Annotated in this window: 19 protein-coding genes; 6 read left to right on the top strand and 13 right to left on the bottom strand. The window is 51.9% G+C overall.

Annotated elements, in window-relative coordinates:
- Nucleotides 1–25: 25 nt before the first annotated feature.
- Genes qoxD through qoxA form a run of 4 tightly spaced genes read right to left on the bottom strand, consistent with a single transcriptional unit; the run spans nt 26 to nt 3897 of the window.
- Nucleotides 26–328 (bottom strand): cytochrome aa3 quinol oxidase subunit IV, encoded by a 303-nt coding sequence (gene qoxD, locus L1F29_RS08600; protein WP_258387916.1) that lies wholly within the window; start codon nt 326–328, stop codon nt 26–28.
- Complete coding sequence (gene qoxC, locus L1F29_RS08595) at nt 328–942, bottom strand: cytochrome aa3 quinol oxidase subunit III (protein WP_258387915.1); 615 nt, start codon at nt 940–942, stop codon at nt 328–330. The genes qoxD and qoxC overlap by 1 nt, the downstream gene beginning before the upstream one ends.
- 4 nt (nt 943–946) lie before the next feature.
- Nucleotides 947–2908 (bottom strand): cytochrome aa3 quinol oxidase subunit I, encoded by a 1962-nt coding sequence (gene qoxB / locus L1F29_RS08590; protein ID WP_258387914.1) that lies wholly within the window; start codon nt 2906–2908, stop codon nt 947–949.
- A 17-nt stretch (nt 2909–2925) separates the two neighbouring features.
- The gene (gene qoxA, locus L1F29_RS08585) at nt 2926–3897 is read right to left on the bottom strand and encodes a cytochrome aa3 quinol oxidase subunit II (protein WP_258387913.1); all 972 of its coding nucleotides are present in this window, start codon (nt 3895–3897) and stop codon (nt 2926–2928) included.
- Nucleotides 3898–4290: 393 nt separating this feature from the next.
- On the opposite strand from qoxA, the gene L1F29_RS08580 reads away from it, so the two are divergent.
- Nucleotides 4291–5469 (top strand): hypothetical protein, encoded by a 1179-nt coding sequence (locus tag L1F29_RS08580; RefSeq protein ID WP_258387912.1) that lies wholly within the window; start codon nt 4291–4293, stop codon nt 5467–5469.
- A 316-nt stretch (nt 5470–5785) separates the two neighbouring features.
- Here L1F29_RS08580 and sufB read toward each other — a convergent pair whose 3' ends face one another.
- From sufB to L1F29_RS08550, 6 genes are all read right to left on the bottom strand, one after another.
- A complete protein-coding gene (sufB, locus tag L1F29_RS08575; protein ID WP_258387911.1) occupies nt 5786–7183 on the bottom strand; it encodes a Fe-S cluster assembly protein SufB in 1398 nt (465 codons plus the stop codon).
- Between the two features lie 50 nt (nt 7184–7233).
- Nucleotides 7234–7656: a Fe-S cluster assembly sulfur transfer protein SufU gene (sufU, locus tag L1F29_RS08570; RefSeq protein WP_258387910.1), complete on the bottom strand. Its 423-nt coding sequence runs from the start codon at nt 7654–7656 to the stop codon at nt 7234–7236.
- Nucleotides 7643–8869: a cysteine desulfurase gene (locus L1F29_RS08565; RefSeq protein WP_258387909.1), complete on the bottom strand. Its 1227-nt coding sequence runs from the start codon at nt 8867–8869 to the stop codon at nt 7643–7645. Before L1F29_RS08565 ends, sufU begins: the two co-directional genes overlap by 14 nt.
- Entirely contained in the window at nt 8866–10179 is a 1314-nt protein-coding gene (gene sufD / locus L1F29_RS08560) for a Fe-S cluster assembly protein SufD (protein ID WP_258387908.1), read from the bottom strand. Before sufD ends, L1F29_RS08565 begins: the two co-directional genes overlap by 4 nt.
- A 19-nt stretch (nt 10180–10198) precedes the next feature.
- Nucleotides 10199–10978, bottom strand: coding sequence for a Fe-S cluster assembly ATPase SufC (sufC, locus tag L1F29_RS08555; protein WP_258387907.1), 780 nt, complete (start codon nt 10976–10978; stop codon nt 10199–10201).
- A 149-nt stretch (nt 10979–11127) separates the two neighbouring features.
- Nucleotides 11128–11715 (bottom strand): DUF1802 family protein, encoded by a 588-nt coding sequence (locus L1F29_RS08550; protein ID WP_258387906.1) that lies wholly within the window; start codon nt 11713–11715, stop codon nt 11128–11130.
- Between the two features lie 146 nt (nt 11716–11861).
- On the opposite strand from L1F29_RS08550, the gene mtnK reads away from it, so the two are divergent.
- Both mtnK and mtnA read left to right on the top strand, forming a co-directional pair.
- Nucleotides 11862–13082 (top strand): S-methyl-5-thioribose kinase, encoded by a 1221-nt coding sequence (mtnK, locus tag L1F29_RS08545; RefSeq protein WP_258387905.1) that lies wholly within the window; start codon nt 11862–11864, stop codon nt 13080–13082.
- Between the two features lie 22 nt (nt 13083–13104).
- Entirely contained in the window at nt 13105–14166 is a 1062-nt protein-coding gene (gene mtnA, locus L1F29_RS08540) for an S-methyl-5-thioribose-1-phosphate isomerase (protein ID WP_258387904.1), read from the top strand.
- 121 nt (nt 14167–14287) lie between these two features.
- On the opposite strand, the gene L1F29_RS08535 is transcribed toward mtnA, so the two are convergent.
- Nucleotides 14288–14593, bottom strand: coding sequence for a YunC family protein (locus tag L1F29_RS08535; RefSeq protein WP_258387903.1), 306 nt, complete (start codon nt 14591–14593; stop codon nt 14288–14290).
- 217 nt (nt 14594–14810) lie between these two features.
- Between L1F29_RS08535 and L1F29_RS08530 the strand changes: the two genes are divergently transcribed.
- Nucleotides 14811–15323 (top strand): hypothetical protein, encoded by a 513-nt coding sequence (locus tag L1F29_RS08530; RefSeq protein ID WP_258387902.1) that lies wholly within the window; start codon nt 14811–14813, stop codon nt 15321–15323.
- A 139-nt stretch (nt 15324–15462) separates the two neighbouring features.
- On the opposite strand, the gene L1F29_RS08525 is transcribed toward L1F29_RS08530, so the two are convergent.
- Nucleotides 15463–15843, bottom strand: a complete 381-nt coding sequence (locus L1F29_RS08525) for a DUF423 domain-containing protein (RefSeq protein WP_258387901.1) — start codon at nt 15841–15843, stop codon at nt 15463–15465.
- 223 nt (nt 15844–16066) lie between these two features.
- Between L1F29_RS08525 and L1F29_RS08520 the strand changes: the two genes are divergently transcribed.
- Both L1F29_RS08520 and yhbH read left to right on the top strand, forming a co-directional pair.
- Nucleotides 16067–16501: a hypothetical protein gene (locus L1F29_RS08520; RefSeq protein ID WP_258387900.1), complete on the top strand. Its 435-nt coding sequence runs from the start codon at nt 16067–16069 to the stop codon at nt 16499–16501.
- 245 nt (nt 16502–16746) lie between these two features.
- Entirely contained in the window at nt 16747–17901 is a 1155-nt protein-coding gene (gene yhbH / locus L1F29_RS08515) for a sporulation protein YhbH (RefSeq protein ID WP_258387899.1), read from the top strand.
- 111 nt (nt 17902–18012) lie between these two features.
- Here yhbH and L1F29_RS08510 read toward each other — a convergent pair whose 3' ends face one another.
- On the bottom strand, nt 18013–18978 hold the full coding sequence (locus L1F29_RS08510; protein WP_309252388.1) for a nucleoside hydrolase: 966 nt from the start codon (nt 18976–18978) through the stop codon (nt 18013–18015).
- Nucleotides 18979–19098: the final 120 nt, after the last annotated feature.

Raw genomic sequence — 19098 nt, 5'->3', positions numbered from 1 at the left:
TGCATCCGCGGTAATCTTCTTCTTTCTAATGCATGGAGTTCAATGTCCACACACTTCCCAGAACGATAACGAGTGCGATAAAAGCAGCGGAAAGCATCTTGCCGATCTGCCAAATTCCGTTTTCACCTTCGGATATATGCATAAACATAAACAGCTGAATCGCTGCTTGGATAAACGCTAGGACAAAAACTAGAATAGCAATCGTGCCATACGGTAATTCCGTACGAATACCGATCCAAACGGCTGCGAAAGTTAACGCTACGGACAAGAGGAAACCGATGACCTGCGACCATGGAAAAGAATTGCGTTTCACTGTTTGGTTTTCCATTATCCCACCATCCCCAATAGGTAAACACCTGTAAAGACGAAGATCCATACAAAGTCCAAAAAGTGCCAGTATAGACTGGAGACAAATACCTTTTTAGCCGTATCAGGTGTTAAACCTCTTTGTTGTACTTGCAACATAATTAAGATGATCCATCCAATACCTAGCGATACGTGAAGCCCATGTGTTCCAGTCAGCAAGTAGAAAGACGACCAGAAGGCATTCGTACCCAGCGCAGCACCTTCATTCACTAAGTGAATGAATTCTTCGATTTCCATATATAGAAAGGCCAGACCGAATAATAATGTAATGACTAGCCAAACCATCATGGATTTAACGTTGTTTCTTCTCATTTCATTAATCGCCAAACCGGACGTGAAGCTACTGAACAGCAAAATTAATGTCATGACGATCGTGTTGTTTAAGTCAAATACATCACCCGGCAGCGGGCCGCCGGCTGTGCCGTCCTTAAGGGCAAAATAAGCCGCAAATAAAGTCGCGAACAAAGCAACTTCCGCCCCAAGGAAAATCCAGAATCCAAATATGTTAAGTCTGCCCGTGTCAGACTGATATTCCAAGGGCGTGTTAGGATTGGTTTTATGGTTTACTTGTGCCATAAATTCACGCCTCCCTCTGAATCGGTTGTTCCCGTTTTTTTATTTCATCCACACTGACATAATATCCTTCGTCTTCCCGGTGCGAACGAAGTGAACGCAGGACCAGGCAAGCAAGGATACCGATCCCGCCGAGTATGGCCATCCACCATAGTTCAAACACTAATCCGAAGCCTGCAACAAAGAAGAGCACGGACATGACAAATGGGGTTGACGCATTACTAGGCATATGAATCGGCTTATATTCGATGTTTTCTTTCTTAACGGCATTGTTCGCCTGTTTGATCTCCCAAAAAGCATCGATGCCTTTCACTTCAGGAACGACCGCGAAGTTGTAATGCGGAGGCATCGCAGTTGCGGTTGCCCATTCCAGCGTGCGTCCGTTCCACGGATCGCCCGTCGTCTCTCTCTTCGCATGACGCATGCTATATAATACGTTGTAAACCACGATCATAAAGCCAATCCCCATACCAATAGCACCGATGGTAGAAACAACATTCAATGCTGTCCAGCCATCTTCCGGAAGGTACGTGTACACTCGTCTTGGCATACCTGCAAATCCTAATAAAAACTGCGGTAAGAAGCAGACATTAAATCCAATCGCAAAAAACCAGAACGCCAATTTTCCAAACCGCTCATTCAATTTATGTCCAAACATTTTTGGATACCAGTATTCAAAGCCTGCGAAGCAAGCGAATACGACTCCGGCAATTAAGGTGTAGTGGAAGTGAGCAACAAGGAAGTAGTTGTTATGATATTGGAAGTCTGCTGCTGCCATTCCAAGCATAACGCCTGTTACTCCCCCGATGACGAACGTCGGAATAAACGCAAGCGCCCACATCATCGGTGTTGAAAATTGGATTCGGCTTTTGTATAGCGTGCCTAACCAGTTAAAGATTTTAATCCCCGTCGGTATGGCAATAGCCATCGTCGTAATGGAGAACACATTGTTCAACGCTGCGCTTCCTCCCATTGTAAAGAAATGGTGGACCCAAACAAGGAAGCTTAGCAGCGAGATGACAACTAGAGAAATAATCATCGACTTATGGCCGAACAATGTTTTTCTGGCGAATGTTGAAATAATCTCCGAGAAGATCCCGAATGCAGGCAGAATAACGATATAGACCTCCGGATGTCCCCAGAGCCAGAACAGGTTCGACCAGAGCATCGGATTACCGCCGTCAGTCAGTGTAAAGAAATGCGTTCCGAATAATCTGTCAAAGGTCATTAATGCCAATGAAACGGTTAAGATCGGAAACGCAAAGACGATGATAAACGAGGTGATTAACGATGTCCATGTGAACATCGGCATACGCAGTAATGTCATGCCAGGTGCACGCATTTTGAAAATCGTTACAACAAAGTTTATCCCCGTCAGCAGCGTCCCAATCCCTGAAATCTGTAAACCGAGCAAGTAATAATTGATTCCCGGCCCGGGACTTCCTTCAATGGCCAATGGAGCATAGTTTGTCCAACCGGCATCCGGCGACCCGCCAAATACGAATGATACGTTAAAAAGAATGGCGCCAAAGAAGAAAGACCAAAAGCTTAAGTTATTCAAATACGGAAATGCCACATCTCTTGCTCCGATTTGCAGAGGAATAACGACGTTCATTAACCCAAGCAGAAACGGCATCGCCATGAATAGAATCATGATCGTACCGTGTGTTGTAAAAATTTCATTATAGTGCTGAGGTGTCAACAGTTCGTTATTAGGCACTGTTAATTGCGCTCTCATTAATAATGCATCGAAACCGCCACGGAAAAGCATCAATAATGCAGCAATGATGTACATGATTCCAATTTTTTTATGATCGACGGATGTGATCCACTCGGTCCAAAGCCATTTCCACTTCTTCAGGTAGGTAAGAGCAAATACAATGCCAATTACGGTAAGCGCAATGGAAATATTCGCTCCGAGAATCAATGGATCATCTAGAATTAAATGCTCCTTTATAAACTCAAACATCTGCCGTTCCTCCCCTCTTAATGGCTTGAGTGAGATCCGTGATTGGAGACCTCCACATCACTTTCGCCTTCATTGCCATTTGCTTTCACTTTAATCCCTTTTACTTCAACCCCATATTTCGCGCGAATGTTCATGGCATATTCGGAATTTTGGCCATGATCGACAAACTCCAGATGGGTCGAAGAAAATGACATTTCGTCAACGTTGTCAGGAAGCATTAGCTTTTCATAGGTTTCTTCGGCTAATTTAGGCGCGTTCTGCTGCGTATCTTTCACCCAATCCTGATACTCCTTTTCTTCTAATGCAACAAACTTAAACTGTTGATGCGTCATGCCTAAACCGGTAAAGTTCGAGTTCCGGCCTTTATACTCTCCCGGCTCATCGGCCTGCAAATATAAATCGTTGACCATCCCCGGCATCCCGTAAATTTGGCCGCCGATTTGCGGAACCCAGAAGGAAGCCATAGAGTCTGCAGCAGTTACTTTGAAGAGAATGGGGTGATCTTCAGGAACATTGACGTAATTAACGGTTTCGATATTTTCCTCCGGATAACTGAATATCCATTTCCAATCCGCTGCAGTAGCATGAATGACAATCGGCTCTTTATCGACCGTTGATTTCGGCGGTTCCTTCAATTCATAGAGAGCCTTGGCATTGGGAATCGATAGTGCGGTTACGATAATGATCGGAATGAGCGTCCAAATAATTTCCAGCTTCGTGCTGCCATGCATATCCGGTTTATAATCATTGCTATTATTTTTGCTGTGCTCACGATACTTAATAACCATATAAGCAAACAAAACAAAAACAACGACAAGGATAGCAAGCATAAAGTAAATGGAATACATAATCAGATCCTTTTGAAGGGCACCAACCGGTCCCTTAGGATCCAATATGATGAGGTCGCTTCGAAGAGCCAATACTGTGATGACCAATAGTGATGCTATACTAATCAATACAATAATCCATAATTTTACATTTTTTAACATATCCGTTCCGTTCACCTTCCTCTCTAATTGGGGCTAGCTGGCAGCTTACAGCTATGCTACAACATATAAACTATGATTAGTAGTATAATAATCATTTATCACCAGTTAGCCATTGTTTGTTCAATACTTCCTCACATAACAATCATATTTTATTCACAAATAGATCATTATAAATTTACATTAATTGGTGTCTCCATTCCCCTATAAAGCCGGGCCAATAAATAGTGTCAGCGCGACTCAGGCTTGCGAGCGTGAAAGTCGCAGGACCTCAAAAATATATAGAAATCACGATAGATTACGTTTAAGATTAATGAGGTGAGTACGCTGACGTCAGCGATCGTATTTTGGTCGTCGTCGCGCAGCCTTATTGATGTACATAGGAGGTCGTAAGCGATGAGCCTTCCGGACGCCGTCCAGAAGCAAGTAACCAGACTGTTGAGTCCGCTGGCTGGAACCCCTGTCCGCATCATACGGAGCGAGCCGGTCAGTGCGGGCTGGTCAGGTCAGTTCGAGACGTATCCCTGGGTCGTACGATGCCTCATCGAAGCCGATAATAGCACCCTGCCAGCTTCGGTCATTGTTAAGCTGCGCCGCCTTGCGGCGCATGGACGCAGCGAGCTGTTCCGGTTTCATAATGAAACGGCGGCTTTGGAGTTCTTGACCTCCATTGGCAGCACTATCGGGCCGCAATTTCTCGCCGCTGACGACGAAGCCGGCATTCTTGTTATGGAGGACCTTGGTAACGGCCCTTCTCTGGAGGATCTGCTCATGGGCAGCGATTCCTCCGCCGCCGCGGATGGACTCGTTGCGTTCGCTGAAGCACTAGGCCGCATGCATGCAGCTACCGCCGGTCATGCCGTGAAGTACTACCAGCTGAGAAGCAGAGATGAGAAGACTGACTCCGCCTTTGATCGGGTCAGTATCCTCGGCTTGGGCATTGAGCGCATGTGGTCTTCCCTCCAGGAGATCATGGCTAATTCTCCTTTCTTGCCGGCTCCCCTTGCTATCCATTCCGATATCGACGAGCTGCTTCATGTCCTGTCTGAGCCTGGTCCCTTCCTCGCCTTCTCCAATGGAGATACCTGTCCAGCGAACTGCAGAATGACAGAGAATGGCCTGCGCTTATTCGATTTCGAGCACGCTTCCTTTCGCCATACGCTGCTAGACGCAGCCGCTCTGCGTTTTCCATTCCCGGCCTGCGGGTGCTGGTCCCGTCTGCCTGAACATGTCGCCCGAAGAGCCGAAGACGCTTACAGGAAAGAGATGGCCCGTTCCTGCCCTGGCGTACTCGATCCGGCGAAGTTTGAACATGGACTTACTGTGGCTTGTGCTGCCTGGACGATTGTACGCATGGTGCGGCTGCCCAAACTGGATCAGGGAGATGTCCCTCACCCGATAGGTTTTTCTAGACGGGGACAGCTCCTCGACACCATCGATATTACCGTGAACTGTTCACAGCAATCCCGCAGCCTGCAGCCCCTTGCCTCCTGGCTCGCATCTGTCAGCGATGCCCTCCGTGCACGCTGGCCGCACGTGCCTTCAACTCAGCCTTTCTACCCAGCCTTCCGATAAACGCCAATTTATATCGCTAGGGATACTTTCACTATTAGCATCAACACGGCACATCCTACCAATATGACATTCCTGCGCTTAGTCTCAACTGGAGCCAAAACAAAAAGGCACCCTCGTAGATACGTGAGTGCCTTTTATTGTTCCTCTTGATCATCCGGCTCAATTGGAGCCGTTATCCATCTGCTTGAGGCCGGTGCAAAATAAAAAAATACGTGTCCGAGCGACTTGACCACGCAAGCGTGAAAGTCACTGCAGACACGTATTTACATGTTACTACTAAGATTGAGGACGACGCCCTCACTCTATACGCCTAGGATTAACCGATGCTTCCTTCCATCTCGAACTTGATCAGCCGGTTCATCTCTACCGCATATTCCATCGGAAGCTCTTTCGTGAACGGCTCGATAAAGCCCATAACGATCATCTGCGTCGCTTCCGCTTCCGTAAGGCCGCGGCTCATCAGGTAGAAGAGCTGGTCCTCGGAAACTTTGGAGACGGTCGCTTCATGCTCAAGCGTAATGTTGTCGTTCAGAATTTCGTTATACGGAATCGTATCGGAAGTGGACTGGTTATCCAGAATAAGCGTATCGCATTTGATGTTCGCCTTGGAGCCTTCCGAATTGCGTCCGAACGAAGCGAGGCCGCGGTACGTCACTTTGCCGCCATGCTTGCTGATCGACTTCGAAACGATCGTAGACGTCGTCTCCGGCGCCAAATGGTACATCTTCGCGCCTGCGTCCTGATGCTGCCCCTTGCCGGCAACGGCGATGGAGAGTACCATGCCCTTCGCTCCGCGGCCTTTCAGAATGACGGCTGGATATTTCATGGTCAGCTTGGAGCCGATGTTGCCGTCCACCCATTCCATCGTCGCATTCTCTTCGGCCACCGCGCGTTTCGTAACGAGGTTATAAATGTTCGGCGCCCAGTTTTGAATCGTCGTATAACGCGCGCGCGCATTCTTCTTGACGATGATTTCGACAACCGCGCTGTGCAGCGAGTTCGTGCTGTAGACAGGCGCCGTGCAGCCCTCGACATAATGCACGAAGCTGTCCTCGTCCGCAATAATGAGCGTGCGCTCAAATTGTCCCATGTTCTCGGAGTTGATCCGGAAGTAAGCCTGCAGCGGAATTTCGCATTTTACGCCTTTAGGGACGTAGATGAAGCTGCCTCCCGACCAAACTGCGCTGTTCAGTGCAGCGAACTTGTTATCAGACGGCGGTACGACAGAGCCGAAGTGCTCGCGGAAGATCTCCGGATATTCGCGCAGCGCGGTGTCCGTATCCGTGAAGATAACGCCCTGCTTCTCGAGATCCTCCTGCATGCTGTGGTAAACCACTTCGGATTCGTACTGCGCGGAGACGCCGGCAAGGAATTTCTGCTCGGCCTCCGGAATACCCAGCTTATCGAACGTCTCTTTAATTTCAGACGGCACTTCTTCCCATGTCTTGCCTTGCTTCTCCGAAGGCTTGACGTAGTACTGGATGTCGTTGAAATCCAGATCGTCCATATTGCCTCCCCAACGGGGCATCGGCATCTTGAAGAACTGCTCCAGCGACTTCAGGCGGAAGTCGAGCATCCATTGCGGCTCGTTCTTCATCTCGGAGATCGTACGTACGATCTCCGGGGTCAGACCTTTACCGGATTGAAAAATAGCTTTATGCTCGTCGCGAAACCCATACTGGTATTCGGATAAATCGGGCATTTGTTTAGCCATTGATATAGCCTCCCTTTCGGCAGCGCACCCAGTTGTGCCCTGCCGTTATATTATTGCTGGTTCTCGATCCCTTTACGCAGCGCATTCCAAGCGAGCGTGGCGCACTTGATCCGCGCCGGAAACTTGCATACGCCGGAGAGCGCCTCAATATCTTCGTAGTCCTCGAATTCCACCGGCTCGCCTTTGACGAAGGAGGAGAACTGATCGGCAAGCGCGAGCGCCTCATCGAGCGTCTTGCCTTTGACGGCTTCCGTCATCATAGAGGCCGAAGACAGGCTGATCGAGCAGCCTTCGCCAGTGAATTTCGCTTGCTTTACCTTGCCGTCCTCCACCTGCATCTGCAGCGTAATGCGGTCGCCGCAGGTCGGGTTGTTCAGGCTGATGGAAATCGCATCTTCTTCTAATGATCCGCGGTTTCGCGGATTTTTATAATGATCCATAATGACGCGGCGGTACAAATCATCCAATTGCATAACCGAAGAACTCCTTTGTCTGATGGAGGGCGTCCGCAAGACGGTTAACGTCCTCTTCGGTATTGTATAAATAAAAGCTGGCCCGTGCCGTAGCCGAAACGTCCAGCCAGCGCATCAGCGGCTGACAGCAGTGATGGCCTGCTCGAACGGCGATTCCTTTCGTATCCAATACGGTCGCGACATCGTGAGGATGAACGTCGTCGAGATTGAACGTTACGAGACCGGCGCGATCCTGCTTCGGCCCGTAAATCGTCACCCCATCGATCGCGCTCAACCGTTCATATGCATATGCTGACAATGCGTGTTCATGCGCTTCGATGTTATCGAGTCCGACTTCTTCCAGAAAATCAATCGCAGCTCCGAGTCCGACTGCTCCTGCGATAATAGGCGTGCCGCCTTCAAACTTCCACGGGAGCTCCTTCCACGTCGATTCGCACAAATCGACATGATCGATCATCTCGCCGCCGAATTCGATCGGCTCCATCGCTTCCAGGAGCGCCTTCTTGCCATATAGTGCGCCAATCCCCGTAGGGGCGCACATCTTGTGACCGGAGAACGCATAGAAGTCGCAGTCCAAATCCTGGACATCGACACGCATATGCGGAATGCTTTGCGCTCCGTCTACGACCATCTTCGCGCCATGGCGATGTGCGATCGACGCGATCTCTTTCACAGGGTTCACGACGCCAAGCACGTTCGAGACATGCACAACGGATACGATCTTCGTCCGTTCGCCCACCGTCCGCTCGACGTCTTCAAGCCGAATGCTGCCATCAGGCTGCAAAGGAATGTACTTGAGCGTTGCGCCCGTTGCTTTGGCAACCTGCTGCCAAGGAATGAGATTGCTGTGATGCTCCATAGGCGTCAAGACGATTTCGTCGCCTTCTCCGCATACAGCGCGGGCATAGCTGCTTGCGACCAGGTTCAGCGCCGTCGTCGTGCCCCGCGTATAAATAATTTCCTGCGTGCTGGCCGCATTCAGAAACTTGCGAACCTTCTCGCGGGCGCCTTCATAGGCATCCGTCGCCCGCGAACCAAGCGTATGAACACCGCGGTGAACATTCGCATTGTCCAGTTCATAATAGCGCCTAACCGCATCAATGACGGAACGCGGCTTCTGGGAAGACGCCGCGCTGTCCAAGTAAACGAGCGGATGCCCGTTTACCTCTTGATGAAGAATGGGGAATTGCTCCCTAATCGCCTTTACGTTCATATTTCCAGCTTCCTTTCAAGCAGCTGCTGGAGCTGATCCCGGACCGCCTTGACCGGTATTTCCGAGACGGTCGGAGCCAAGAAACCGTGTATAATAAGCCGCTCCGCTTCCTGCTTCGAGATCCCACGGGACATAAGGTAGTAAACTTGTTCCGGGTTTACCTGTCCGACGCTCGCCGCATGTCCGGCTTTCACGTCATCTTCGTCAATCAGCAAGATCGGGTTCGCGTCTCCGCGCGCTTTCGGGCTAAGCATGAGCACTTTCTCCATCTGCTGGCCGTTCGCCTTCGTCGCGCCCTTCTCGATCTTCGTGATGCCGTTAATGATTGCCGTCGCTTGATCCTTCATAACCGCGCGCGTGACCATCTCGCTCTCCGAGTTGCGGCCGAAGTGAACAGCGCCTGTCGTCAAGCTCATCTGCTGCTTGTTCTTGCCGATGCTGATTGCTTTCGCATCCGATGTCGAGCCGTTGCCTTTCAGCAGCGATCTCGTATCGGACAGCGTATGTCCTTCATTCATATCGCCGACGATCCATTCCATGCGTCCGTCATTCTCGATCAGCGCGCGGCGGATCGTCATGTCGACAACGTTATCTCCCATATGATGGACGGTTGCGAACCGGACATGCGCTCCTGGCTTCACTATTACTTCTACGACAGCCTGTTGGACCAGCGCCTGCGGCTCTGCCGCGGCCGAATAGTCCGATGCCGCATTCTCCACATAGGTCACGCGGCTGTGGCTGTCCGCAACAATCAGCACGTGGCGGGAGAAGCTCGCTTCCGCATCGTCGCTGTGGAACAAGGCTTGCAGCGGCAGTTCCACTTCGACGTTCTTCGGTATATATATGAATACGCCGCCGCTCCATACGGCTGAGTGCAGCGCCGTTAGTTTATTCTCATCCTGCGCCACCACGGTGTTCAAATATTTCTGAACGAGTTCTGCATGCTCGCGCGAGGCGGTTTCCAGGTCGGTGAACAGAATGCCCTTCGCTTGAAGCTCCGGGGACAGCTGCTGATGCACGACGCCGGAATTGCGCTGTACGATCAATCCGGCAGACGCTTCGCCGCTTAAGCTGCGCACGCTTTCCGGCAAATCCGCTGCCGAAGCGACCGGAGACTGCGGTTTAAACGCGCCGATCGCATTCAAGTTCCAACGGTCGATCCGGGTTTTCTCGGGCTTCGGCCACTCCAGCGTTTCCGCGAGTTCCGCTCCCTTGACGCGCCGCTGCGCTAGCCAATCCGGCTCGCCCTTGCTCCGGGACAGCGCTTCGACCGATTGACGGTTTACCGGAGTCGTTAATTGTGTACTCATAGTCAATGCTCCCCCTCCGCTAAACCTGGCCAACCGTTTCGTCGACGATCCCCAGTTCATCTTTAACCCAATCGTAGCCTTCGCTCTCCAGACGCTCGGCAAGCTCCGGTCCGCCCGATTTAACGATACGGCCCTGCATCATAACATGTACAAAATCCGGCTTAATGTAGTCCAGAAGACGCTGATAGTGCGTAATGATCAAGAATCCGCGGTCCTCGGAGCGCATCGAATTGACGCCTGCTGCGACAATTTTCAGCGCGTCGATGTCAAGGCCGGAGTCGATTTCGTCCAGAACGACGATCTTCGGTTCCAGCAGCATCATCTGCAAGATTTCGTTGCGTTTCTTCTCGCCGCCGGAGAAGCCTTCGTTCAAATAACGGTGAGCGAACTCGGGGTTCATCTCCAGCTCCTTCATCTTGCCTTCCATCTGGCGGATAAACTTAATGAGCGAAATTTCCTTCCCTTCCTCGCGGCGCGCGTTGATCGCGCTGCGCAGGAAATCGGAATTCGTTACGCCGGCAATTTCACTCGGATATTGCATCGCCAGGAACAGTCCTGCGCGAGCCCGCTCATCCGTCGCCATATCGAGAACATCCTCCCCGTCCAGCGTGACCTTACCGTCCGTTACTTCATATTTGGGGTGCCCCATTAACGCCGACGCGAGCGTACTCTTGCCCGTTCCGTTCGGTCCCATAATCGCGTGGACTTCGCCGCCTTTAATTTCAAGGTTGATCCCCTTCAAAATTTCTTTATTCTCGATTGCAGCTTTCAAGCCGTCTATCACAAACTGCGTTGCCATGTTATACTGCTCCCTCCGTATTCGGATGTCTCTCTATGCGAGGATTCCATTTATAATTATTCTAAAATGATTCTCATTGATTCTCAATAATCATTTTAATATGAATCCCTATATAAAGCAATCAACACCTCTCCCCAAGTGAGGAAACGTCACACCTTCATCACTTTAAGAGCGCTTCGAATTTCGTTCACGCGGGCGTTAAATTCTTGATCCTCCAGCACGGGCCGCGTCTCCGGCATCGAGACGCCTTCTTCGATTTGAACCCATGACTTGCAGCCGCTGTAGGCTTCTCTCATCGGAATCTCAATCGGATTTGCCAGAATGCCAACCCGCAGCAGCAGCAGGTGAAGAGGCTTCGTCCTTCTCCATCTTAACCGTTCCTCGGCGAACGTGTCCGTCCAAATATGGTATTCCCTTATTTTGTCAAGCTTAGTCTGGTCGTGGATTTCGATATCGTCCACGGCTTCGGCGTATGCACGGAGCTGTACCGTTCCCGCTTGCGGGTCCCACCGCTCGAGCGTCCTTGATATGCCGCCGCGATGCTCCTCCTTAAGCAGCTCCGGCTTCTGATGCTCATAGGCAGGCAATAAATAGAAGCGCGGGCTGACTAATCGAAAGTCGCGCGTTTCCTCCGCGATGCCGCCTTTGCGAAGCACGAGAATCTGCTTGCCTTCGGTCAGCGCATCGACTGCGACCGCCCACTCTTTTAGCGCGATTGCTTCGTTCAAATCGGTCATTTTCTTCCCTCGCAGTCCGCTTGTTTCCTTTCATTGTACCAAACGAGGTATTCCAACGCGAAAAAGAATTCGCTATACTTGTTAAAAAGGTCACACGTACGCGCGAAGGCCCTTATCTATTACCCCATATTGGAGGTGGACAAGCAGTGTCTGCTTATCATCCATTAAACGAAGAAGAAGCGATTGAAATCGCCCGATCCTTAGAAGGCTTTTTTCCGGGATCCGGGCCCTTGAACTGCCGCGAAATCGGCGACGGCAACTTAAACCTGGTATTCCACATCAGCGACCCGGTTAGCGGTCGAAGCCTGATCATGAAGCAAGCACTGCCTTATGCCAAGGTTGTAGGCGAATCGTGGCCGCTTACGCTGGACCGTGCCCGCATCGAGAGCGAGGCGCTTATGCTGGAAGGGAAGCTGGCGCCCGGACTAGTACCGCAAGTATACCAATACAACGCGGATCTCGCCTTGACGGTTATGGAGGATTTGAGCGACCACGTTATCATGCGCCGCGGACTTATCGAGGGCGGACGCTATCCGCTGTTTGGCGAGCATATATCCACGTTTATCGCACAAACGCTGTTCTTTACGTCCGATCTGGGCATGAATCAGCAGGAGAAGAAGCTGAATGTCGGCCGCTTCATCAATCCGGAGCTGTGCAAGATCACGGAGGACCTTATCTTCGACGACCCTTACACCAACGCGGCAAATAACAGCTTCGAGAACGCGATTCAAGACGAGGCGCAGGCGCTTTGGAACGATGAGCAGCTGCACTACGAGGTGGCGCTTCTCCGCGAGAAGTTTCTGACGCAAGCGCAGGCGCTGCTGCACGGCGACCTTCATACCGGCAGCATCTTCATTACACCCGAATCCACGAAAGTGATCGATCCTGAATTTGCTTATTACGGCCCGATGGGCTTCGATATCGGAGCGGTTATTGCGAACCTGCTGCTGAACTACGCTGCTCGCGAAGGCTGGGACAAGAACGAGGCGGCGGCCCAAGACTACCGCCATTATTTGCTGGAAACCGTGCGCGAGGTCTGGACCAAATTCGATGCCAAGTTCCGCGCTTTATGGGACGAGCACGGCAAAGACCGTATGGCCATGACCCCGCCCGGATACAAGGACGACTATATGCTGCGCCTCTTGCGGGATACGATCGGTTATGCAGGCTGCAAGATGGTTCGCCGCATTGTCGGACTTGCGCATGTGGCGGACATCGATCAGATCGAAGACGCCGCAGTTCGGGAACGGGCTCAGCGATCCGCCCTGGCAATCGGCAAATCGCTCATTAAGCTAAACCGCCAAGCCAGCTCAATCGAGCAGCTCATTGAAATCGCGCAAACCGCTGCCGCTTCGGCAAAAGCGTAACGAAAGGGATGAAACGACCATCATGACTCAAACAAACAGCAACGCTCTGCAATCACTCATCTGGACGGACAACCGGCTCGACCTTCTCGACCAGCGCTTGCTGCCCGAGGAAACCGTCTATCTGCCGCTCACAGATGTCGAAGAAGTGTGGGAGGCCATTCGCCACCTGAAAGTGCGCGGCGCCCCGGCGATCGGAATCGCTGCCGCATACGGCGTCCTGTTTGGCAGCCGGAATGTCGATGCCGGCAAGCCGCAGTGGCTTGCCGCAGTCAACGAAGCCGCTGCTAAACTAGCGACATCGCGTCCAACCGCCGTCAACCTGTTCTGGGCGCTCGACCGGATGAAGGCGCGGGCGGCCGAGCTTGCTGACAGCGACCTTACGTTGGAAGCGTGCAAGGAAGCACTCGTAATCGAAGCAATCGCGATCCAGAGCGAGGATGAAGAAACGAACCGGCTGATCGGCGAACATGCGCTGACTCTATTCGAGGACGGCATGGGCGTACTGACTCATTGCAATGCAGGAGGGCTTGCCACCGCAAAATACGGTACCGCGCTGGCGCCATTCTACTTGGCCAAGGAGCAGGGCATGTCCCTGAAAGTGTTCGCGGACGAGACGCGTCCGGTGCTTCAAGGAGCTCGTCTTACCGCCTTCGAGCTGCATCAGGCCGGCGTCGACGTGACGCTTATCTGCGATAATATGGCCGGCATGGTCATGAGCAAGGGCTGGATCAACGCCGTCATCGTCGGCACCGACCGCGTCGCCGCCAATGGCGATGTCGCCAACAAAATCGGCACCTACAGCGTCGCCGTACTGGCGAAGGCGCACGGCATTCCGTTCTATGTCGCTTGTCCGCTGTCGACGATCGACTTGAACACGCCATCGGGCGACCTTATTCCGATTGAGGAGCGCGATCCGGCGGAAGTTACAGAGGGCTTCGGCAAACGCACGGCACCGGGCGGCGTCAAAGTGTTTAATCCGGCGTTCGACGTAACGCCGAATGAATATGTAACGGCTATTATTACGGAGAAGGGAGTCGTTCGGGCTCCGTTCGATACGAATCTGAAGAAGCTGTTCGAAGAATAACGCCTTATTCGCCTTCGCTGACAGGCGGTGTACCGCCACCTCATGCAAAAAAGGGCTTCCTTCCAAGTCGCTCCACCGAGCGCTTCCAGGCGAGGAAGCCCTGTTATTGTTGTGCAAGCGCTTATATCATTAAGCGAACTGCATCCGCGCCCTTCATACCGGGAGCGATTCCCAGCGCTTCCGCTGCCACGGTGACGGATTCAAGAGGCGCATCCATCAGCTCTTCCAGCGTACGGACGCCAACCGCACGTCCCGCAATAATCCCTCGATCTCCAAGGCGCTCGTTCAATAAAGCGACATCCAGCGCACCGCACATAATATACCCTTTGTCTGTCGCAACCGCCAGCAGGGTCGTCTTCGGCAGCTTCACTTCGACGCCGAGCACGCGGACGCCGTCCTCGAGTGAAATGGGAACCATACGCATCATCCGAAACCACCTCCTTTGAACAAAGGTTTCCTTCGATAAGCATTGTGAATTCGCGTATTGCACGCTTCTTCAATATATGCCAAAAGTCCGATTCGGTGTGAGTCTACACTCTCATATGGAGCAAGCCTAATCCGACGCGCTGAATCTGAATTAAAAACTACTTTTATCGCCGGATTAATGATATGATAGAGACATTCACGATATTTACGGAGGCTTTATGAAACCAATCGACAACGATGACGACACAGGTCAAAGTGCCTACTTGTTCAATGTGGATATTCTCGTTGAAGGCTCCGCGAATGCAGTCGCTTTGGAACGGCTGCTGCATCTCTTGAACAACAATTCCGGCGTCCGCGACTTTCGCGTAAATTCCGGCATTCAACTGGGCGAAATCATTCGCGAGCTGGAACAACGCAATGGTTCGAATTACGCAGCGGTCCCCATCCCTGAGCATATGCAGGGCGGTATGACAGCCGCCGTAACGGAAGCCGCAAGCGCAGATGCTTCAAGCGCTGTTTCCAAGCCGAGCATTGCCGAACGAATCCGCGGATATATCGCCGAGAACCGATTAATCCGATTAAGCGTAAATAAAGGACAGGGCGTCAAGCTCAACATCCCGTGCCGGGTCATTCAATTCGATGAAAGCACCCAGCTGATCACGGTTTATCATGTGGATGAGAAACAGGTGTACGCCTTCAATTGGAATGAGATCGACGACTTTGTCGTCTAAGACCGGATCGTTTTCTTCACCGCAGACATCAAGAAACCTCTCCTTGTTCGATGGCAGTACGGCTGCCATCGAACAAGGAGAGGTTTCTTTCTTTTGAATATATTTAAAGAACAGTCCGGATGCAAGGCGAGCTGTAGGATCAGCGGCTGCCTGACTTCCAGAGCGACATGGCCGTAAGCGCCCATGCCGCGATAAAGGCTACGCCTCCGAGCGGCGTGATCGGGCCGAACGCCTTGATGCCGGTTAAGCTGAGCGCGTAGAGGCTGCCGGAAAACAGGAAGATGCCCGCATGCATCAGGCGTCCTGCCCACAGCATTCGCTTGCTCGTACCGATGCGCTCCGCAATCAGCGCGAGAATAAGCAGACCGAGACCGTGGTACATATGGTAACGCACCCCGGTTTCGAATACCTCCAGCATATCCGCCGCAATCTTCCCCTTGAGACCGTGTGCGGCAAATGCGCCTAATGCCACAGCGAGCAGGGCATGAACGGCGCCGTATGTACCTGTTCTTGAAAACATTCTCGATACGCCTCCCTCGATGTATGCGTATAAGCTGAACCCGTGTTTCGAACACTCGTCGTATCTTTCTTCCGTTCAACTTATATCGATTAATATTACTTTCAAGCTTTGCGGTACAAATAAGTCTTTCTTATCCAGGAACAAATCGGTTACAATCATACGAGAACAGCTGCAGCCTCATACCGGAACATAACCACAATATAGGTAAAAGGAGTTCGATTCCATGAACGAATATGAGAACAACACCCATAATCACCCGGACGGCTTCCGCCCTATTCCTGAGCCTGCCATGACCGAACAGCCGAAGAAAATCTCGGGACTCGGCATCGCTTCATTCATTATCGGACTTGTCAGTATAATAACGTTCATCGTATGCATGGTTGTCGTGACCTCTTCCATTATGGACTACATTACCGAAGACGGCAAGCCTGTCATAGATGCCGAAGCGGTCAGTGCCAACGTATCGCTTATCCTCTCCGGACTCTTCCTTCTTGGCAGTCTGGGGCTCTCCTTCATAGGGCTTGTTCTGGGCATTGTCGGAGCATGCATGAAAGACCGCCGCAAAGCGTTCGCCATCGTCGGCATCGTCCTGAACGGGCTGCTCGTTGTGGGAACAGGCGGATTGTTCCTTCTCGGAATATTCCAATCGGCCATATAGCGCTGCATAGCTTCGTCACTGATTTGAATCCGCATGACGGCCTGCGTCATGTGGATTTTTTTGCGTAGGCGCGTCAGCATAAGGCGGTGAAACAACCTTAACAGGCACATTTGCTTCACATAACCGTCCCGGACTTGAATACAATGTTTAACAACCGTATTAGCGCCAAGAGGCTTGTCCGATATGCCACCCGCCGGCTGGTGATGTATAGCAAATCAACGATACGAAAATTGGGGTGAACCAGCATGACAGAACCGTTATTCATCGTATCCCGTGAAGATTGGACTTTGCACCGCAAAGGATATACGGATCAAACCCGGCATCAGGAGAAGGTACGCGAAGCCATCAAGCAGAATCTTCCGGATATCGTTACCGACGAGAGCATCGTATTGTCCAATGGCAAGCGTACGATCAAAGTACCGATCAAGAGCATCGACGAATACCGTTTCGTCTATAATCACAACAAGAAGCAGCACGTCGGACAAGGCGACGGCGATACGCAAGTCGGCGATGTGCTCGGAGTTGACCCGCAGGAGTCGAAGAGCGGGCCCGGGAAAGGCCAAGGCGCCGGCGATCAGCCCGGGGAAGATTATATGGAAACCGAGATCAGCATGGCTGAATTGGAGGATATGCTGTTCGAAGAGCTCGAGCTCCCCAACCTGGAGCAGAAGCAGAAAGAGCAGGTGCAGACGACCGATATCGTATTCCAGGATATTCGCAAGAAAGGCATCATGTCCAACCTGGACAAGAAGCGAACCCTTATCGAAAACCTGCGGCGCAACGCCAATGCGGGAAAATCGGGGATCGGCGGCATATCGCCTGACGATTTGCGTTTCAAAACCTGGCAGGAGGTCATCAAGCCCGAGTCCAATGCAGTCGTACTCGCGCTGATGGACACTTCGGGCAGTATGGGTTCATTCGAGAAATACTGCGCCCGCAGCTTCTTTTTCTGGATGAGCAAATTTCTAAGACGCAAATATGAGCATGTCGAGATGGTCTTCATCGCCCATCATACGGAAGCGAAGGAAGTGACGGAAGAGGAGTTCTTCACACGCGGCGAGAGCGGCGGGACCATCTGCTCCTCGGCCTATCAGAAAGCGCTGGACATTATCGACAGCCGGTACCCTACCGCGAATTGGAACATCTACCCCTTCCACTTCTCGGACGGCGACAACCTCACCTCCGATAACGAGAAATGCGTGAGGCTGATTGAGGAGCTCATGAAGCGGTCCAATTTGTTCGGCTATGGAGAAGTCAATCAGTATAACAGGAGCAGCACGCTAATGTCGGCTTATAAACATATCGGCAATAAGAAGTTTCTGTACGCGATCATTCGGGAGAAGAGCGAGGTATACAAAGCATTGAAAACCTTCTTCTCCAAAACTGCAAGCAGCGTATAGGCTTCATACGGTGACTGTTCATATGAAAATAACAAGCCCGTATGCGCGAGTGAGCGATACGGGCTTGCTTATGCCAGATTATGCAGAGCAGTCTGTACAGGTGCAGCACGGTTATGAGCGAGTGAGCTGTTCCTGCCCTGAACCGGTTTGTGCCGCGAAATGCGCCAGCTTGCTGAATAAGTCTCTGAAGACCGGGTCCCGATGGGCGTAATGCGCCGAGCGAATGAGGTGCCGGGATGTGTCGCGGCTCCACGTCACCTGGTCGGTCAATACGGGGCTGTTCACGAGCGTCGTCGGAATCCAGCTGGCATCGATCAGCCATGCGACGACAGAGATATCCCAGATCACGCGGGAGTATGCAAAATGATCGCTGCTGCAGCCTTCATACCGCTCTGCCAGGAAATCGCCGATTGCCCCTTGTCCCCTCACATAGCGGTCAACCTCCGGAAGCGTCGTATGCAGATGAGAGGCGACCCCCATACAAGGCACAAGCACGGCCGGGACGCCGCAATTGAAGATGACTTGCGCAGCCGGCACATCCTGAATCAGATTAAACTCCCTGGCATCGTTCCAGTCCAAGGCATTCCCGCCCAGCCATACGACAACGATTTTCTCGATGATGCGCGGCTCCAGCAGAATGGCGGATGCCACATTCGTAATCGCGCCGATTGCAACCACATAGAGCGGTTCATCGTCCGGCGCGGCAAGCGCCTTGGCGATCAGGTCGCGCACCGCTTCGCTCTCTACCGGCTGCTCCTTGTCCGGCAGATAACGGTCGGATCCGCGGAAGACAAACCCGTCCGCCGGCACATTCATACGCGTCAGGATGCGGATGATTTCATCATAGCTCTTCTCCATCCCGTCCTTCGGACCTTCCGACAGATCATTGAAGAATGGCGCGGCATATACGGCCTGAAGGTTAATCCGCTCCTTGGACAGCAGCGCGTATACCAGCGCGAACTGATCGTCGATCTCATTGTAAGTGTCGGTATCGAGCACCATGTTGATCCGGCCGGACGGCGGCCGCAAACGGCGAAGACGGACTTCATCGGATATGATTGGAAATTGCATCGGCATAAGTATATTCCCCTCTCCTCTTAGATACCCTCCCTATTCTATGCGCTTGCAGAGCTTGACACTATTACAAACTGGCTTTCTTCTTATATAAGTTGGCGATGGATTTCATTCAACGTCGGC

The sequence above is a fragment of the Paenibacillus spongiae genome (assembly GCF_024734895.1).
Taxonomy (GTDB): Bacteria; Bacillota; Bacilli; order Paenibacillales; family Paenibacillaceae; genus Paenibacillus_Z; species Paenibacillus_Z spongiae.
The sequence above is the reverse complement of the archived record's forward strand: the minus strand, read 5'-3'. Positions and strand labels throughout refer to the sequence as shown.